16 protein-coding genes and 1 tRNA gene are annotated in these 18062 nt (G+C 67.9%); 11 read left to right on the forward strand and 6 right to left on the reverse strand.

Going from position 1 to position 18062, the window contains the following annotated elements; translation table 11 throughout:
• Nucleotides 1–14: 14 nt before the first annotated feature.
• From AC1DES_RS03360 to AC1DES_RS03375, 4 genes are all read left to right on the forward strand, one after another.
• A complete protein-coding gene (locus tag AC1DES_RS03360) occupies nucleotides 15–1433 on the forward strand; it encodes a phosphomannomutase/phosphoglucomutase (protein ID WP_476894267.1) in 1419 nt (472 codons plus the stop codon).
• A gap of 3 nt (nucleotides 1434–1436) precedes the next feature.
• Nucleotides 1437–1925 carry a hypothetical protein gene (locus AC1DES_RS03365; RefSeq protein ID WP_476894268.1) on the forward strand — a complete coding sequence of 163 codons (489 nt, stop codon included), beginning with the start codon at nucleotides 1437–1439 and terminating at the stop codon, nucleotides 1923–1925.
• A 20-nt stretch (nucleotides 1926–1945) separates the two neighbouring features.
• A complete protein-coding gene (locus AC1DES_RS03370; protein WP_476894269.1) occupies nucleotides 1946–2395 on the forward strand; it encodes an RrF2 family transcriptional regulator in 450 nt (149 codons plus the stop codon).
• Between the two features lie 247 nt (nucleotides 2396–2642).
• The gene (locus tag AC1DES_RS03375; protein ID WP_476894270.1) at nucleotides 2643–3803 is read left to right on the forward strand and encodes a globin domain-containing protein; all 1161 of its coding nucleotides are present in this window, start codon (nucleotides 2643–2645) and stop codon (nucleotides 3801–3803) included.
• A 418-nt stretch (nucleotides 3804–4221) separates the two neighbouring features.
• On the opposite strand, the gene AC1DES_RS03380 is transcribed toward AC1DES_RS03375, so the two are convergent.
• Nucleotides 4222–6054: a phosphoenolpyruvate carboxykinase (GTP) gene (locus tag AC1DES_RS03380; protein WP_476894271.1), complete on the reverse strand. Its 1833-nt coding sequence runs from the start codon at nucleotides 6052–6054 to the stop codon at nucleotides 4222–4224.
• Nucleotides 6055–6331: 277 nt separating this feature from the next.
• On the opposite strand from AC1DES_RS03380, the gene AC1DES_RS03385 reads away from it, so the two are divergent.
• Nucleotides 6332–6405: transfer RNA gene (locus AC1DES_RS03385), tRNA-Arg, on the forward strand.
• Nucleotides 6406–6569: 164 nt separating this feature from the next.
• Here AC1DES_RS03385 and AC1DES_RS03390 read toward each other — a convergent pair.
• Nucleotides 6570–7304: a FadR/GntR family transcriptional regulator gene (locus tag AC1DES_RS03390; protein WP_476894272.1), complete on the reverse strand. Its 735-nt coding sequence runs from the start codon at nucleotides 7302–7304 to the stop codon at nucleotides 6570–6572.
• Between the two features lie 121 nt (nucleotides 7305–7425).
• Between AC1DES_RS03390 and AC1DES_RS03395 the strand changes: the two genes are divergently transcribed.
• The 5 genes from AC1DES_RS03395 (at nucleotide 7426) to AC1DES_RS03415 (ending at nucleotide 13208) form a co-directional block, all read left to right on the forward strand.
• Nucleotides 7426–8898, forward strand: a complete 1473-nt coding sequence (locus tag AC1DES_RS03395) for a dihydrolipoyl dehydrogenase family protein (RefSeq protein ID WP_476894273.1) — start codon at nucleotides 7426–7428, stop codon at nucleotides 8896–8898.
• 223 nt (nucleotides 8899–9121) lie between these two features.
• Complete coding sequence (locus AC1DES_RS03400; protein WP_476894274.1) at nucleotides 9122–9805, forward strand: ABC transporter ATP-binding protein; 684 nt, start codon at nucleotides 9122–9124, stop codon at nucleotides 9803–9805.
• Entirely contained in the window at nucleotides 9802–11847 is a 2046-nt protein-coding gene (locus tag AC1DES_RS03405; RefSeq protein ID WP_476894275.1) for a YhgE/Pip family protein, read from the forward strand. The genes AC1DES_RS03400 and AC1DES_RS03405 overlap by 4 nt, the downstream gene beginning before the upstream one ends.
• On the forward strand, nucleotides 11844–12476 hold the full coding sequence (locus tag AC1DES_RS03410) for a TetR/AcrR family transcriptional regulator (protein ID WP_476894276.1): 633 nt from the start codon (nucleotides 11844–11846) through the stop codon (nucleotides 12474–12476). Before AC1DES_RS03405 ends, AC1DES_RS03410 begins: the two co-directional genes overlap by 4 nt.
• Nucleotides 12477–12500: 24 nt before the next feature.
• Entirely contained in the window at nucleotides 12501–13208 is a 708-nt protein-coding gene (locus AC1DES_RS03415) for a hypothetical protein (protein ID WP_476894277.1), read from the forward strand.
• A 49-nt stretch (nucleotides 13209–13257) separates the two neighbouring features.
• Here the strand turns inward: AC1DES_RS03415 and AC1DES_RS03420 are convergent, their stop codons facing one another.
• The 4 genes from AC1DES_RS03420 to AC1DES_RS03435 form a co-directional block, all read right to left on the reverse strand.
• Nucleotides 13258–13821 (reverse strand): hypothetical protein, encoded by a 564-nt coding sequence (locus tag AC1DES_RS03420; RefSeq protein WP_476894278.1) that lies wholly within the window; start codon nucleotides 13819–13821, stop codon nucleotides 13258–13260.
• Nucleotides 13822–13950: 129 nt separating this feature from the next.
• Nucleotides 13951–14478 carry a SixA phosphatase family protein gene (locus AC1DES_RS03425; protein ID WP_476894279.1) on the reverse strand — a complete coding sequence of 176 codons (528 nt, stop codon included), beginning with the start codon at nucleotides 14476–14478 and terminating at the stop codon, nucleotides 13951–13953.
• 254 nt (nucleotides 14479–14732) lie between these two features.
• Entirely contained in the window at nucleotides 14733–15596 is an 864-nt protein-coding gene (locus AC1DES_RS03430; RefSeq protein WP_476894280.1) for a winged helix-turn-helix domain-containing protein, read from the reverse strand.
• A gap of 588 nt (nucleotides 15597–16184) precedes the next feature.
• On the reverse strand, nucleotides 16185–17081 hold the full coding sequence (locus AC1DES_RS03435; RefSeq protein WP_476894281.1) for a hypothetical protein: 897 nt from the start codon (nucleotides 17079–17081) through the stop codon (nucleotides 16185–16187).
• Nucleotides 17082–17318: 237 nt separating this feature from the next.
• Between AC1DES_RS03435 and AC1DES_RS03440 the strand changes: the two genes are divergently transcribed.
• Nucleotides 17319–18059, forward strand: coding sequence for a response regulator transcription factor (locus AC1DES_RS03440; protein WP_476894282.1), 741 nt, complete (start codon nucleotides 17319–17321; stop codon nucleotides 18057–18059).
• The last annotated feature ends 3 nt before the right edge of the window (nucleotides 18060–18062 follow it).

Genomic DNA, 18062 nt, shown 5'->3' on the forward strand with positions numbered 1-18062 from the left:
GTAAGATAAGACGCGTGACTACGGACAAGACAAAGACTTTTGACCTCTCGGCTTCGTTCAAGGCCTACGACGTGCGCGGAATTGTGGGCGAATCCATCACCGCGGAAATCGTCGAAGCCGTCGGTGCTGCGTTCGTCGACGTACTGGACCTCGCGGGCCAGACCGTGCTGGTGGGCGGCGACATGCGCCCCTCCTCCCCCGAGTTCACCAAGGCCTTCGCCAACGGGGCCGCCACGCGCGGTGCCAACGTCCAGCTGCTGGACCTGATCTCCACCGACGAGCTCTACTACGCCTGCGGCGCCCTCAACGCGGCCGGCGCCACGTTCACGGCGAGCCACAACCCGGCCGAATATAACGGCATCAAGATGGCCAAGGCAGGCGCTGTGCCGATCTCCTCCGAAACCGGGCTCAAGGAAATCCAGGCCCTCGCCGAGGAATACCTGAACACCGGCACCATCCCTGCCCGCGGAACCCGTGGCCTGATCAGTGTCCACGATGTGCTCAGGGGCTATTCCGAGTACCTGCGCAGCCTGGTGGACCTCCGGGGATCGCGGCCGCTCAAGGTCGTCGTGGACGCCGGCAACGGCATGGCCGGCATGACGACCCCGGCCGTCCTGGGCGATGCCCTGCTGCCCAAGCTCCCCCTCGAAATCGTCCCGCTGTACTTCGAGCTCGACGGGTCCTTCCCGAATCACCCGGCCAACCCGCTGGAACCGGCGAACCTGCGCGATCTGCAGGCCGCCGTCGTCGAGCACGGCGCCGACATCGGCTTGGCCTTCGACGGCGACGCCGACCGTTGCTTCGTCATCGACGAGAACGGCGACCCCGTCTCGCCGTCGGCCGTCACCGGCATGGTGGCGCGCCGCGAGATTGCCCGTGCCCAGGGCCTCGGCGAGGAAAACCCGACCGTCATCCACAACCTGCTGACATCCCGCGCCGTGCCCGAACTCGTGGAGCGCCACGGCGGCCGCGCCGTCCGCACGCGCGTGGGCCACTCCTTCATCAAGGCCGTCATGGCCGCGGAAGGTGCCATCTTCGGCGGCGAGCACTCGGCCCACTTCTACTTCCGCGACTTCTGGAACGCGGACACCGGGATGCTGGCCGCCATGCACGTGCTCGCGGCGCTCGGCGAGCAGGACGGTCCGCTGTCCGAACTCGGCCGCGAATACGAGCCCTACATGTCCTCCGGCGAGATCAACTCCGAGATCGAGAACAAGACCGCGGCCGTGGAGCGGGTCCGGGACGACTTCCACGCCGAGGACGTCGAGGTCGACTACCTGGACGGCAGCACCTTCATCGCCACGGACGGCAGCTACTGGTTCAACCTGCGCCCCTCCAACACCGAGCCGTTCCTGCGCCTGAACGTCGAAGCCACGGACACCGCCACCATGGAACGCGTTCGTGACCGCGTCCTGGCGCTGGTCCGGGGCTAAGCCATGGCGAAAACCTCCAAACCAGCCACAGACCGTCACGCCTCCTGGCGCGATTCGGTGCCCGAAGCCAGTGCCACCGACCTGGAGAACCTGCTCGGGACCGGCGTCGGGGCCGCGCAGGAGCAACTGGAACGCAACGGCGGTTTCCTGCCGTTCGCGCTGGTCGTCGAGAACGACGGCGAGGTCCGGCTGGTCGCCGTGACCCCGGCCGATGCGGCGGACGGAGAGGACGCCGATTTCGATGCCGACTCGATGATCCGCGACCTCAACGAGCTGCTCCGGCAGAACCGGGAGGACTTCCGTGCCGCGGCCGTCGTCTGCGACATCACGCTGCTGGAGGAAGACTCGGACGCCATCCACGTCGCCGCCGAACACCGGGACGGTTCCGTCTTCGCCGCGGTCCTTCCCTACGCTCCGAATCCCGCGACGCACGAGTTGGAGTTCGGCCAGCTGTCCGCCGATACCAACGAAGCCGTCGTCTGGGTGGACTAGACCGGCCGTAAGCTGATGTCATGAAGATCAACGCGTTCGCGGACGTCAGCCTGCGAGCCATGATGGTGCTCGCGGCCGCTCCCGACGGCGGCCTGCTGACCACCCAGAGCATCGCCGACGCCGTCGGCACGCCCTACAACCACGTCAGCAAGGCGATGGCGAAGCTGCGTGAACTGGGGATGATCGACGTCGAGCGCGGCCGCAACGGCGGCTCGCGCCTCAGCCGCGCCGGCCGCGGCGCCACCGTGGGACAGCTCCTGCGGCAACTGGACACCCGCCTGGACCCGGCCGACTGCATCGGCACCGGCGGGACATGTCCCCTCATCACCGAATGCCGCCTCCGCGGCGCCCTGGCCCGGGCCCGCGAGGCCTTCTACCGCGAGCTCGATGACATCGTCGTCGCATCCCTGCCCACGTCCCGGCAGATGGCCCCGGTCCTGCAGTCAATCGGGCTGCGCCCCGGGCTCTAGGGCTCACCCCCGCACCGCTGACCCACGGCACCCTGCCACACGGCACACCGCTGCCCCACACCTCGGCCCCCTGCCTTACTGCACCCCGCGGCACCCCGATTGTCTCCGGCCGCCGCGCCCGGGAAATCCGCCGATTTGGATAACTTTTCTACGCCCTGTAGAACAGAGATATAAATACTCGTATTCCAAATGCAGGTATTCATCGCGGCCCGGTTGAAGACGCCGGGCCACTATCTCAGGAGTCAGCATGCTCTCGGACAAGTCCTTCCCCGTCATCGAGGCCACCCTGCCGCTGGTCGGTTCCCGCATCGGGGAGATCACCCCCAAGTTCTACGCCCGCCTCTTCGCCGCGCACCCCGAGCTGCTGGACGGGCTGTTCAGCCGCTCGAACCAGCGCAACGGTAACCAGCAGCAGGCCCTGGCCGGGAGCATCGCCGCTTTCGCGAGCCACCTCGTGAGCAACCCGGGCACTCTGCCGGAGACTGTGTTGTCCCGCATCGCCCACCGCCACGCCTCCCTCGGCATCACCGAGCCGCAGTACCAGGTGGTCTACGAGCACCTTTTCGCTGCCATCGCCGAAGACCTGGCCGAGGTCATCACCCCGGAAATCGCCGAGGCCTGGACCGAGGTGTACTGGCTGATGGCCGACGCGCTCATCAAGCTTGAAAAGGGCCTCTACGCAGCCCAGGCCAACGGCGAGATGTGGACTCCCTGGAAGGTCGCCGCCAAGGCTCCAGCCGGCACGGGCTCCATGACCTTCACCCTGGTACCGGCCGACGATACCCCCGTCACGCCCGCGCTCCCGGGCCAGTACGTCAGCGTGAAGGTGGTCCTCCCGGACGGGCTCCGCCAGGTCCGCCAGTACTCACTCTCCGGCGACGCCGGGACGAGCCGCAGCTTCACCACCAAGCTCGACGACGGCGGCGAGGTCTCCCCCGTGCTGCACAACACCGTGGAGGTCGGCGACGTCCTCGAGATCTCCAACCCCTACGGCGAAATCACGCTCAAGGAAGGCGACGGCCCGGTCGTCCTGGCCTCGGCGGGCATCGGCTGCACGCCCACCGCGTCCATCCTGCGCTCCCTCGCCGAGTCGGGCTCGGACCGCCAGGTCCTGGTCCTGCACGCGGAAAGCACCCTGGACAGCTGGGCGCTGCGCTCCCAGATGACGGATGACGTCGAACGCCTCGAAGGGGCCGACCTCCAGCTCTGGCTCGAGCAGCCGGTCGCCGGTGCCAAGCAGGGCTTCATGTCCCTCCGCGAGGTGGACCTCCCGGCAAACGCTTCCCTGTACCTGTGCGGACCGTTGCCGTTTATGAAGAACATCCGCAACGAGGCCATCAACGCCGGCATCCCGGCCACCAAGATCCACTACGAGGTCTTCGGCCCGGACATCTGGCTCGCCAGCTAACGTACTCGTCCACTGCTCCGCAACCGCCCTTTTCAGGGGTCAAAAGGGCCGGTGCGGAGCAATCGATGAGAGTAAGACGGCGGCCCCGCACCTTTCGCAGGGTGCGGGGCCCTTCTCGTTGGGAGGAACTCCTGAAGCCTCGCTGGCGGCGGGCGGTTCGGGGGCGCGGCTACATCCGTCCGGAACGCGGCCTAGGGACCGAAGTCCCGGCCCGGCTGATGGGCAGATCAGGGCGGATGCGCGGACGTCATTCGCCCTGATCTGCCCACGCGGCCGCCGTCATTCGCCCTGATCTGCCCACGCGGCCCAGGCGTCCCAGGCGGCCCACGCGGCGCACGGTCCAGGACGGCGGTAGGTACGACGGCGGCCCCGCACCTTTCGCAAGGTGCGGGGCCGCCGTCGTCTTTTCAGCGGGACGCTAGTGGGCCGCCATGCGTTCCTTCAGGCTTTCGAGCTCTGAGCGCAGGGCCTCGGGCAGGGAGTCGCCGAACTTCGCGTACCACTCCTCGATGGAGGCCAGCTCGGTGTCCCACTCCTCGCGGTCGACGCGGACGGCGTCCTCTACGTGGGCGTGGGTCAGGTCCAGGCCGGTGAGGTCCAGCGAGTGGCCGGCCGGCACGAAGCCGATGGGGGTCTCGACGGCGTCCGCCTTGCCTTCGATGCGCTCGATGGCCCATTTGAGGACGCGGGCGTTGTCGCCGAAGCCGGGCCAGGCGAAGCCGCCGTCGGCCGTGCGTCGGAACCAGTTGACCAGGAAAATCTTGGGCAGACGGGCCGGGTTGGCCTTGGACGAGACGCTGATCCAGTGCTTCAGGTAGTCGCCGGCGTCGTAGCCGATGAAGGGCAGCATGGCCATCGGGTCGCGGCGCAGCACGCCGACCTGTCCGGCGGCCGCGGCCGTGGTCTCCGAGGAGAGTGTCGATCCCATGAAGATGCCGTTGGTCCAGCTGCGGGCCTCGGTCACGAGGGGCACCGTGGTCTTGCGGCGGCCGCCGAAGAGGATCGCGGAGAGCTCCACGCCGTCGGGGCTGTAGTACTCCTCGGCCAGCATGTCGATCTGGTCAATCGGCGTGCAGAAGCGGGAGTTCGGGTGTGCGGCAGGCTTGTCCGAGTCCGGAGTCCAGGAGTTGCCCTGCCAGTCGGTCAGGTGCGCCGGGACCTCATCGGTCATGCCTTCCCACCACACACCGCCGTCGTCCGTCAGGGCAACGTTGGTGAAGATGCTGTGGCCCTTGGCGATGGCGCGCATGGCGTTGGGGTTGGTACCCCAGCCGGTGCCGGGAGCGACGCCGAACAGGCCGGCCTCCGGGTTGGTGGCGCGCAGCTCGCCTTCCTTGCCGATCCGCATCCAGGTGATGTCGTCTCCGAGGGTTTCGACTTCCCAGCCTTCGATGGTCGGATCCAGCAGGGCGAGGTTGGTCTTGCCGCAGGCCGAGGGGAACGCCGCGGAAACGTAGTACTTCTTCTGCTCGGGGGAGGTGAGCTTGAGGATGAGCATGTGCTCGGCCAGCCAGCCCTCATCGCGGGCCATCACCGAGGCGATGCGCAGGGCGTAGCACTTCTTGCCCAGGAGGGCGTTGCCGCCGTAGCCGGAGCCGAAGGACCAGATGGAGCGCTCTTCGGGGAAGTGCACGATCCATTTGTCCGGGTTGCACGGCCAGGCGACGTCGGCCTGGCCGGGCGCCAGCGGGGCGCCGAGGGAGTGCAGGGCCGGGACGAAGAACGCGTTCGTGGCGGTGATGCGGTCCAGGACCTCGGTGCCGATCTTGGCCATGATGCGCATCGAGGCAACAACGTAGGCGCTGTCGGTGATTTCCACGCCGAACTTGGGATCCTCGGCGTCAAGGTGGCCCATGACGAACGGGATGACGTACATGGTGCGGCCGCGCATGGACCCGGCGAACAGGCTGCGCAGCTTTTCCTTCATCTGCGCCGGCGCCATCCAGTTGTTGGTGAAGCCGGCATCGCGTTCGTTCTCGGAGCAGATGAAGGTCTGCTCTTCAACGCGGGCCACATCGGCGGGATCGGAGAATGCCGCGAAGGACTTGGGGAACAGCTTCTCGTTGAGGCGGGTCAAGGTACCGGCAGCGACGAGCTCGTCCGTGAGCCGGGTGTTTTCCTGCTCGGAACCGTCAACCCAGTGGATACGGTCCGGCTGGGTCAGTTCAGCTACCTCTTCAACCCATGCCAGCAGTGCAGCATGTGTGGTGGGTGCTTTTTCAAGCAACGGCAGTCGCGCCAGATCTCCCATTACGGTTCCCTTCCTCGGGTTCAGTCGTGTGTCCTAAATGCTAGGGCTCGCGCCGGACCTCATTTCGGGCCAGGATGTGGGATGACCGGGCCGCCGGGACCCAAAATCCGCGTGAATTCAGGGAAACATCCGGCCCGCAAGACCACATTAAGTGACTAAGGTCACCTAGACCGGTCTAGTCGTCCAGATTACACGTGTTTCGATTTGTAACTGGGTCCCCCCTCGCGTAAAGTAATTCGAGGTTCGGGGAGCGAGAAGTTCTCCACGAGCCGAGAATGCGCCCATAGCTCAGCTGGATAGAGCGTCTGTCTACGGAACAGAAGGCCGGGGGTTCGAATCCCTCTGGGCGCACAGAACAAAAGATCCGCACCGGTCCGCCGGTGCGGATCTTTTTTGTTTTGAGCGCGCCTGTTCAAGCACCAGTGTTCAGGCACGCCCGCTCAAGGACCCGCATAGACGCGTGCTGCGCCTTGGGTATAAACGGCTCCGCGATCCGGCGGCTTACGTCCGGGGGCTCAGGCCCCGGAACCAAACTGCATGATGCGGCGGCGCACCCCGTCAAAGTGGCTGCTGAGCCGCTCGGCAGCCAGCACCTTGTCAGACGTGGCAACGGCCTCGTAGATGTCCCGGTGCAGCACAGCGGCCGCCGTGAGGTCGACAGCGTCCGTGCCGCCAAGTTCGACGTGGATCCTGCGGTGGACCTTCCAAAAGACGACCATCAGACTTTTCAGCAGGTCATTATCCAGCGGTTCAAACAGCCGGCGGTGAAATTCCGCGTCGGCTTCAACGAACTGCTCCCCGGCACCGGCCAGCGCCTCCATCCGGCGCACGGACTCCTCAACGGCCGCCAGTTGCTGCGGGGTTATCTGTTCCATGGCGGCGCCGACCAGCCCCGATTCCAAGGCTTGCCGGACGTCCAGGATCTGCAAGGCTTCCTGCCCGTGGTGCCGCAGCGACAACCGTGCACGGAACGTGAGCCCGTCGGTCAAGGCATCGAAATTGGACTGCGCCACGAACATGCCGAACCCATGGCGGATCTCTATGACACCCAGGGCCTGAAGTACCTTCAGCGATTCCCGCAACGTGTTGCGCCCTACGCCGAGTGCTGCGGACAGCTCGTTCTCGGTGGGCAGCGGATCCCCGGCAACAAGCCCGCGCTCCAGGATCAGCTCCATGATCTCCTCCTGCAAAGCGCGAAGCCTGGCCTGCGCGCTAAACCGCGCCTGAGGCACAATATTGGCTGCTGTCACAGAGCTTCCCCTCCCCCATCTGTGCTCCCTACAGTAGCGAAGGCCCACCGGCCTGCCCAGAGTCCCGGTGGAAAGAGGCGCACCCCCGGAACCGCCCAGAGCCCCGGCGTAGGCTGTTGCCATGACGGCACAGCAGCGGGAATTCGATGTCATCGTGATCGGCGCAGGCGCCGTGGGAGAGAACGTGGCGGACCGCGTGGTCCGGGGCGGCCTGACCGCGGTGCTGGTGGAGGCGGAACTTGTGGGCGGTGAATGCTCCTACTGGGCGTGCATGCCGTCGAAGGCGCTGCTGCGGCCCGGCACGGCCCTTCATGGCGCGCAGACCGTCCCGGGTGCAGAACAGGCCGTGACCCGCACCCTGGATGCCGCCGCCGTGCTGAAACGCCGGGACTACTTCACTGCGAACTGGCAGGATGACGGCCAGGCCAAGTGGGTCGAGGACACCGGGATCGAACTGATCCGCGGCCACGGCTGGCTCACCGCCCCGCGGAAGGTGGAGGTGGCAGGCCTGGACGGCAACAGCTACTCGCTCTCGGCCCGGCACGCAGTCGTGGTGGCAACGGGCTCCGCCCCCAACCTGCCGCCCGTCGACGGGCTAGCCGATCTTGAGTACTGGACCACCCGGGAGGCAACGTCCGCCCGCGAGATCCCCGACCGGCTGGCCGTGCTCGGCGGCGGCGTGGCCGGCGTCGAACTCGCCCAGGCCTTCGCGCGCCTCGGGGCTGCCGTGACCCTGGTGGCCCGCGGCGGGCTCCTGGGCGCCTTCCCCGAGCCGGCCGCCAAACTGGTCGCAGCCGGCCTGCGCGCCGACGGCGTTGAACTCCACCTCCACACCGGCACCCGAAGCGTCAGCGAGAATGACGACGGCTCGTTCACGCTGGTGCTCGACGGCGGCGCCACCGTAACTGCCGACAAACTGCTTGTTGCCACCGGCCGGCACCCCGCCCTGGAAGGTATCGGCCTGGAAAGCGTTGGACTTGCCGCCGCCGAGGGGCGGCCCCTCCGTCTCGCCACCGATTCCACTGGCCTAGTCCAGCAGGCAACCGACAACTCGACGGAACCGGACGGCAGCGCCGGACCATGGCTCTATGCAGCGGGCGACGCCGCCGGAAAGGCCCTGCTGACCCACCAGGGCAAGTACGGCGCCCGGGCCACCGGCGACGCCATTGCCGCCCGCGCCAAGGGGGAGCTGCGCGGCGAGCCCGCTCCGTGGAGCCGCTTCGCCGGGACCGCCTATGACCACGCGGTTCCCAACGTGGTGTTCACCGATCCCGAACTGGCCAATGTCGGCCGGACGGTAGACCAGGCGCAAAAGGACGGCCTCAGCGTTTCCTCCGTGGAGCTTCCCATCCAGGTGGCCGGCTCCTCACTGCACTCCGAGCACTACGAGGGCTGGGCCCAGCTGGTGATCGACGAGGACCGCAAGGTCCTGCTGGGCGCCACCTTTGCCGGTCCCGATGTGGCCGAACTCCTGCACGCAGCGACGATCGCGATCGTGGGCGAAGTACCCCTGGACCGGCTGTGGCACGCCGTGCCCTCCTACCCCACGATCAGCGAGGTCTGGCTCCGCCTGCTCGAGGAGTACGGGCTCTGACGCGACCGGGTTCCCGGGCCGCCGCGGCCCCCGGCCCCCGCGGGCGCACGACTCCCCAAGGGGCCCCGGGCCGGCACGGGCCCCGCGACGCGCCCGAGTCCCCAGCCCCGGGCGTCCGTGGCCCACAGTCCGTCTGGTTCATCACATCGGACGAATTGTATTTGAACTGACCGGTCAGTTTAGTTAGCCTTGAAGCAGACATCATTCCTGCGAAAGGCACGCTTTGCTCCGCGCACAAGAACTCTCCGTGAACGGCCGGCGGGACGACCTGCTCCCGCCCACCACCGTGCAGGCCGACCGAGGCACGCTCCTCCTGGTTGAAGGACCCCGGCAGGACCAGCGCACCGCCCTCGCCCTGACCCTGAGCGGGCGGATGAAGCCTTCCGCGGGCGGCCTCGAATGGGATGGCGCGGCAGGAATCAAGACCCTCCGGCAGGCGAGCGCCGTGGTGGACGCCCCCGGGGTCAACGAACCCGAACAGCACCTGAGCGTCCGCGACCTCGTCACCGAAGACCTGGCCCTCATCCCTCGCCGTTACCGTGGTCCTCTGCGCAGCGCACCCTGGCTCGAGGCCAGCGGCTTTGCGGACATCGCCGGCCTTTGGACCGAACAGCTTCCGGCGGGCAGGCGGCTGGAGCTGCTGACGGCCCTCGCCCTTGCCGATCCGCATACCGAGCTCCTCGTCGTCGACTCTCCCGACCGGCACAGCGCAGATCCGGCCGACTGGTTGCCGCGCCTTACTGAACTGGCGTACGACGCCGGGCGGCCACTCGCCGTCGTCGCCACCGTCACCCGCGTCCCGGAGGGCTGGAGCGGCCCCGCCGCCGTCATCGGCAACGCCGTGCCGTCACCCGACGGGGACGTCCTGCCCGAAACGCCCGATTCCGAATCAGGGGATGCACAGTGACTGTCCTGCGGCTGGCCCGCTCCGAACTCAAGCGCATGACGGGCGGCCTCCTGCCCAAGCTGACCATCCTGGCCCTGGCCATGGTTCCGCTGCTCTACGGCGCCGTTTACCTCTACGCCAACTGGGATCCGTACGGGAAGCTGAACCAGATCGACGCCGCCCTGGTAGTCGAGGACGCGGGCGCCTCGTCGGCCGACGGCACCCGGCTGGAGGCCGGCCGGAAGGTCGCCGAGAGCCTCGTGGACGCCCACAACTTCAACTGGCAGACCGTCTCCAGCGCCCAGGAAGCGGACCAGGGCGTGAGCAGCGGCAAGTATGCCTTTGCCCTGAAGATCCCCCAGGACTTCTCCGCGAACCTGGTGTCCCCCGGCAGTTTCGACGCCGCCCACCGGGCCACGCTTAACGTCACCACCAATGACGCCAACAACTACCTCCTGAGCACCATCGTGGACAAGCTCACCACGTCCGTGCACTCCACGGTCGCCAAGGAGGTGGGCGAGGGAACCGCCAACCAGCTCCTCACCGGGTTCGGCACCATCCACGCCCAGATGCTCAAGGCCTCCGACGCCGCCGGGCAGCTGGCCGACGGCGTCGCCACGCTGCACGACGGAGCGGTGGCCCTGCACCAGGGCACCGGCGAGCTCAAGAGCGGCGCCGCGGAGCTGTACAGCGGACAGCTCCGCCTCCGGGACGGCGCCAACACACTCAACGCCGGAGCGGCCCAGCTCAGCGGCGGCCTGGCGCAACTCAAGGACAAGACGGCCACGCTGCCTGCCGACACGCGGCGGTTGGCCGACGGCGCCGCCCAGGTGGCCGCCGGCAACGCCGCCCTGAACGCCCAGGTGCAAGGCATCGCCGGGCAGCTCGGCGCTGCGGAACAGGCGACGGCACAGGCCCAGCGGGGCCGGGTGGTGGCGTCCACCAGCCAACTCGTCACCAGCGGCGTCATCAGCCAGGCGCAGGCGGACCAGGTGGTGGCCGGGTTCGACGCCACTGCCGCGCCGCCTGCTTCAGCCTCCGCCGCGAAGTTCCAGGCGGCGGCCGCCCGCGTCCAGCAACTGGCGGACGGTTCCGCGGCCGTGAGCGCCGGTGCCTCGAAACTGGCAGGCGCGGCACCCGCCCTCGGTGACGCCGTCAGCCAGGCTTCCACCGGCGCCGGGCAGCTTGCCGGCGGAGCCGCGGCACTCGCCGCCGGGCAGCAGAACGCGTTCGACGGCGCCGGCAAGCTCTCCGAGGGCGCGCAAAAACTCGACGACGGCGCGGCCCGGCTGGAGGGCGGTGCGGCCACGGCGTCCGACGGCGCCGGAACCCTTGCCACCGAACTGGCCAAGGGCGCCGGCAAGGTCCCGAACCCGGACGACGCACAGAAGGACAGCCTCTCCAAGGTCATGGCAGACCCGGTCACCGTCAGCAACGTGTCGCAGGCCAAGGCCGGATCCTACGGCGCGGGACTGGCACCGTTCTTCCTCACCCTCGCCCTCTGGATCGGCGTGTTCATGCTGGTCCAGGCGATGCGCCCGGTCACGCAGCGCGCCCTGGCCTCAAATGCGCCGGCGTGGAAGATCGCCGCCGGAGGCTGGCTTCCGTTCCTGGCCGTCGCGGCCGTCCAGGCAAGCCTGCTCACGCTCGTCGTGGACGTCGGGCTGGGGCTCAACCCCGCCCACCCCGTCCTGATGTGGTTCCTGATGCTCGCCGCCGCCATGGCCTTTAGCGCGATCATCCAGGGCGTGGTGGCGTTGCTCGGATCCCCCGGCAAGCTGGTGGTGCTCATCCTGCTCGTGCTGCAGCTGGTGTCCTCCGGCGGCACCTTCCCGTGGCAGACCACGCCGGAGCCCCTGCATGTGGTGCACCAGCTCCTTCCGATGGGCTATGTGGTCAGCGGTATGCGGCACCTGATCTACGGTGCCGAGCTCTCCATCATCCTGCCCACCATGGTGGGGCTGGTTGGCTACACTTTGCTGGGACTGGCAATGTCAACCGTTGCCGTACGCAAGAACAAGTTCTGGACCCTCAAGTCGCTGAAACCGGAGATCGCCGTATGACCACCAGCAGCCCGGCCGGCTCCGGCGAGGCGGAAAAGAAGCTCCGGCCCGGCCGCACCAACGCCACGAAACAAAAACTGTTCGAGGCGTCCATGGAGCTGATCGGCGAGCGGGGTGCCGCCGGGGTGACGGTCGATGAGATAGCAGCGGCCGCGGGCGTGTCCAAGGGCACGGTGTATTACAACTTCGGGAGCAAATCGGATCTGATTGCCCAGCTCCTGCGCCACGGCGTGGAAATTCTCCTGGCCCGTCTCCTGAGCGTCCGGGACCCATCCGCCGATCCCCTGGCCGCCATGGATGAGATGGTCGGCCAGGCCATGGACTTCATGGCCGAGTATCCGTCCTTTGCCCGGCTGTGGGTCAGTGAGAACTGGCGGACACCAAGCGAGTGGCAGGACACCTTTGCCGAGCTCCGCGCCTTGCTGCTCGCGGTCATCGGTGCCGCGATCGACGCCGTGGCGGCCGCCTACCCCGTGGACCCCGAGGTCTCCCGGGGCAGCCTGGAAACCGCCATCTTCGGGGCCTGCTTCGTGGTGGGCCTGGACCGCCAGACGTACAATCCGGAGCGGACCCGGCAGCAGAGCGTCGCCGCGATCATGGCTTCCATGCGCGGCTACGTCGTGAAGTAGCCTCACTCAGGGATGATTGTTCACATGCGCCACATGGGTAACAGCGGCAAGACTGCCATCGGAGCGATGCTCGCTGCCCTGGCACTGCTGGTGCTCACCGCGATCACCCTCAACGAGACGGTGGGGTTGTGGCTCATGGGCGCCGCTGCCCTGGCCTACATCGCCTGCGTTGCGGAGGTGCTGATCCGGCGGCGGCACAAGACCCTGGCCGCGAGCGGCGTCGGCAGCATCCTGTTTATCGCCTTTGGCATCGCCTTCCTGCGGCAGTGGGGGCTCGCCTTCAATCCGGATCCCGACGCCTTGTCCACCCGGGTCGATACCGAGCACCCGGATTTGTACTTCTATCTGGCAGCGGCCGCCGGCGCGGGGACCCTGCTGCTCCTGTTCGCTGGAACCGTCGTGCCCGGCAGGTTCCGCGGCACCCGCCCGCCCGGTGCCGCAGCGCGGCGCCCTCCGGCGGCCTCAAGGGACCGGGCGAAGAGTGCGGCACCCCGGACCGCGCCGACCAGGGCATCCGCCGGGCGTCCGACGGCGGGCGGTGCCGCCGGGCGGCCGGCAACTCCGCGGTCCGCGCCCCGGCCGGCCACGAAACCCCCATCCTCCGCCGCGGGCCAGCGTCCTGCGACAGCCTCGAGGGGCGGATCCGGCGCCAAGCCGGCGGCCGCGTCTCCGGCGAAATCCCCGGCAAAGTCACCCGCCCGGCCGGCAGCCAGGTCGACGCCCCGCCGCTGAGCCCCGCACCGCACAGCATCACGCCGCCGGCGCGGGGCGGGTCCGGCCCTTAGAGGTTCCGGGGCCGGTTACCCGTGGTGGGATCATCCCCGGCGGACGCGTCCCTGGCGCGATCGTCGCTTTGGCTGCCCGGTCCGTGGGTGCGGTCCTCGCCGGCGGCCTGGTCCCGTGCGGCGCGGTCCCGGCGCAGTTCCCCGGGCGCCCCTTCCGTGGACGTTTCCTCCCTGGGCACTTCTTCATTGGGGGTCTCGCCTCGCCCCGCAGCGTCGCCGCGGTCCGAGGTGACGACATCCGGGTCCACCTCGTCAGCCTTCCGCAGCTGTTCCTGGGCTCCGGCGCGGACGCGCTCCGCCTCCTCCTGACGGCCGCGGGCGTCTTTGCGCAGACGTTCGGCCTCGAGTTCGGCTTCCTTGGCATCAGCCTCAGCACGGGCCGCTTTGGCCTCGCGCTCCCTGGCGGAGAACTCGTCGGCCTTGGCCGCCTCGCGCATCTCGGCAGCCCGGTTCCGGTCGGCGGCCACCTTGCGTTTGCGGCTGAGGAAGACGGCGACCACGACGATCGCCAAGACCACGACGATGGCGACGATAATTCCTATGAGCTGCCCTGAATCCACGATGATCCACCTTTTCTCCGGGTCGAATTCCCTCGCTCAAAAAACCATATGAGCGAACAGGATCAGTAAACCGCAGAACGGGGCGCGTCGCCATGGCTTCCGGCTCCGCAGCTCCGCACAACCGGGCCGCTATTTGGACCGGGGAACCTTGAAGTGCGTGAGCCGGGCATCCTGCCCGTCCAGCTCGGCCCAGGACTTCGTTGTTTCAAGCACGGTCAGGCCGCTGGTGGGATAGCGGCTGGCCGCGTCCATGTATGCGTCGTGGTCGGAATCCCGAGAGGCCAGGTGCATGACGAGGTCCTGCACCCCGGGCATGTGGGAGATCACCATGAGCGTGGTCACGGTGTCCGGAACGTGGTTGATGACCGACAACATCCGCAGCGCCGAGGCGCCGTAGAGGCCGTCCTCAAGCTTCGGCGTCGGAGCCTTGTCACCGAGTTCGTTGCACACCCAGACGCAGGTCTGCCGCGTGCGGAGCGCGCTGGAGCAGAGGATGAAGTCCGGAACCACGCCGTGCTTGAGCAGCCACTTGCCGGCGACAGGGGCGTCCCTGTGTCCGCGCTCTTCCAGCGGCCTGTCGTGGTCGGCGACGCCGCCCGGCCAGTCGGCCTTGGCGTGCCTCATGATCACCAGTCGTTTGATGTGATGGGCGCTCATGAGCCAATCCTAGTGCGGGGGCTGTCACCGTGAGCGCGCGGCCGCCGGGCGCTCAGTCCGCCAGGACAAACGTCACTTCCAGCATGACGTGCCGGGCAACCGCAGCCGCGGAGACACATGCTGCCCAGGCAGTCCACCCACCGCGTCCGTCGCGGCGGGAATGTGGCCGCGCGCCGGAAAGCCGCTTGAGCTTCCGGACAAGGCAAAAGCGCCCGCCCCTGCGACAGGGACGGACGCTTTGCGTGGGCCGGACGCTAGATGGAGTATTCCGGAGCGGCCCAGACAACAACCTCGGGGTGCTCGTAGAAGCGGTAGCCCTGGCCGCGGACGGTACGCACGGTGTTGGCAAGGCGCCCGAGCTTGGAGCGCAGGCGGCGGATGTGGACGTCGATGGTGCGCTCGTTCGGCACCTCTTCGGCGTTGCGCCACAGGCCCTCGAGGAGTTCGTCGCGGCCGACGGTGCGGGTGCCGTTCTCGACAAGGTAGTTCAGGAGCTCGAATTCCTTGAAAGTCAGGTTCAGCGATTCGCCGTCGAGCGCCACTTCGCGGCGGGCCAGGTCGATGAGCACGCCGGACGGACGCGGGTCCTGCGGCTGCTGGAGACGGGCGGTCTCCGCGCGCTGCCGGGCACCGGCAGTGGGGTCGCCGAAGGTGGAGCGGACGACGTCGAGGGCGGAACCCGGGGTGCTGGCCGGCGCTACGGCGACGGCAGCGTAGCTTTCCGCACCCGCAACGAGGGACTGCGCGTAGGCACGGATCTCCTGGGCAAGCTTGGCGATGGAGGTGCCGGCAGCCGCCGCGGTTTCCTCGTCGATACCCATGTACAGGACGAAGCCGCGGGCGACGTTGTCGCTGGCGACCGGACGGACCGGGCTGCCGTTGCCCGTGGCAATCACGGGGGTGGGGGCGGTGGCGGGCGCCGGCGGAACGGCCCGGAGCTGGCCGTAGGAGTCCGGGTTGTAGCCCTGTGCCGCATAGCCCGGGGCCGGGAAGCTGTTGGCGGGTGCGCCCGGCGCAAAGGCGGGGCGGCCGCCGAAGCCCTGACGGATCCCGGAGGTCTGGCCGGCCTTGCTGGCGTTACGGACGGAGATGTGGACGTATCCGGATGCAACTGACATGGATTGCTTACCTCAATGTGAATGGCCGTCATCGCGGCTCGAATGCTAGTTTCCCCGCAATGAAACTGGGGAGGGGCGCCCGACTCTGGGCTGGGGGCGAATGCCTAGAAACTCTTGGGGTGTAAAAGTTAGGCGTGCATTCGACAACAACGCATCTCGGTATCAGCGGGTGGGCTGATCCAGGAAGCTGCGGCTGCAGGTGCTGTTGAGTTCTTGTTCACAATTGAAGTGTGCAACGTAACAATGAAAACTTGCAAGTAACAATGGACTCTAGGTTCCACATAGTGAGACGAAATGCAGGAATGTAGTTTAGATCACAATTCTGCCGTGTCAATAAAATAACAAGTGTTTTTCCGACCGGCCGGTCAGTGTGCGCCATTCCCCGAATCTTCTTCGGGAAACCTGGGCAACTCTTATGAATAATTCACTGTATTGGAAATCGGCAGAAACTGCCCGTCCCGATTCATGAGCTCCCGCCGTCCACGGAGTGGGCATGCTGCCGGACCCCGGAGGGCCCGGCAGTAAAGGTGGTTTCGGCTCAGCCCGATCCGCCTGCGCGGCGGTTCGCCCGGCGGGTCCGGACCGGACTCAGTTCGACTGCCCGGTTGCCGTCGCCGCGACGACCAGGACCGACTCCGCCGTATAGTCCGAGCCGTCCTTTGCCGCAACGATCCGCACCGTGCCACCGGCGACAATGTCGGCAACGCTTAGCTGGCTGCCTGTGCTGCCTCCGGCCTGCTGACGTCGTTGTTGCAGGTTGCTCACCACCACATCGCCGCCCAGGGCATAGCTGCGCGTGAATCCGTCGCTGCTTTTGACGGTGACAGACGTCGTGCTGACGTCCGTCACAATGCCCAGCTGTTCGGCCTTGGTGACGTACCCGCTTCCCTGCAGGACGACGTATTCGGCGTGCACCGCCGCGGACAGGCCGCCCGCCATCCCGGCCGCCCCGCCGGGAGCGGCATTGCCGGGGCCGCCCTGGGCCTGCGCGCCGCCCCCGGCGAAGCCGCCCTGGGCAGACCCCGGGCCGCCCTGCACGGAACCCTGGCCGCCGGGGCCGGCGAATCCTCCTGCCGCTCCGCGCGTCGTTCCATCGGCTGCCGCGGAACTGGATGAAAGGGCGTACACCCCGACGCCGGCCCCGGCGGCCAGCACCACGGCGGCACCGGCGACGGCGAGTCCCCGCTTGAGGGTCCAGGGCTTGCCCGTGGAGGCCTTAGCGGGAGTGGCGCCCGGCGCACCCCAGCCCGGCGCTGCGGCGCTTTGGGTCGGCGCACCCCAGCCGGGCGCTTCGGCGCTTTGGGGCGGCGCACCCCAGCCGGGCGCTTCCGCAGGTGCGGGCCGCCCGGCGTCGTGCTGTGCGTTCGCGAAAGGTGCAGGCGCCAAGGATACGTCCGCGTGCTGGGTGTTGACCGGCGTCGCCACGGGGGCCGGCGTGCCGCCGGGGGTGGTTTCGGGGACAGGACCGGGCTGCTGACCGCTCATGGTGTTCTCCTCTTCTGGGTGCGGGACCGCTGTTCCATCCCGGGTCGTTGTGCATCCAGCGTGCTGGGCGATCCTGTGCCTGTGCTGTGCGGCTCGACAGCCGGGGCTGTGACCGGGCGCGGGCCGGGAGAGGGCCAAAAGCGCCCGCAGACCCATCCAGCTCGCTAGGCTGGGATTCACAGGCGCCGCACAGGGTTCCCAAAGCCGCACCAAATCGGCAGAACGGAGAGTTGTCCCATGGCCACTTCGCACTCCATGACCAACAACCTTCCCCAGCTCACGCATCCGGACGGCTCCCCCATCCGCGCGCTCGTGGTGGACGACGAACCCAGCCTGTCCGAACTGATGAGCATGGGCCTGCGGATGGCCGGCTGGTCCGTCGCCGTCGCCGCGGATGGCCCGGAAGCCGTCAAGCTTGCCAAGGAGTTCCGCCCTGACGTGCTGGTACTCGATGTCATGCTCCCGGGGTTCGACGGCGTGGAACTCCTGACCCGGATCCGCGCCTTCGCACCCGAAGTGCCGGCGTTGTTCCTGACGGCAAAGGACGCCGTCCAGGACCGGATCACGGGCCTTGCCGCGGGCGGCGACGATTACGTCACCAAGCCGTTCAGCATGGAGGAAGTGCTGCTGCGCCTGCACCGGCTGGTCCAGCGGTCCGGGGTGGCCGCCATGGACACCGCGGAACTCGTGGTGGGAGACCTGGTGCTCAACGTCGACACCCGGGAAGTCACCCGGGCGGGCCAGGAGCTGCATCTGACCGCCACGCAGTTCGAGCTCCTGCGCTACCTCATGGAGAACCCCAAGCGCGTGATCAGCAAAGCCCAGATCCTGGACCGCGTCTGGGACTACGACTTCGGCGGACAGGCCAACATCGTTGAACTGTATATCTCCTACCTCCGCAAGAAGGTCGACGCCAACCACCCCCCGATGATCCACACCGTGCGCGGCGCCGGCTATGTGCTGAAGCCGTCGGAGTGATCT

The organism is Arthrobacter sp. 05T442 (assembly GCF_056395945.1).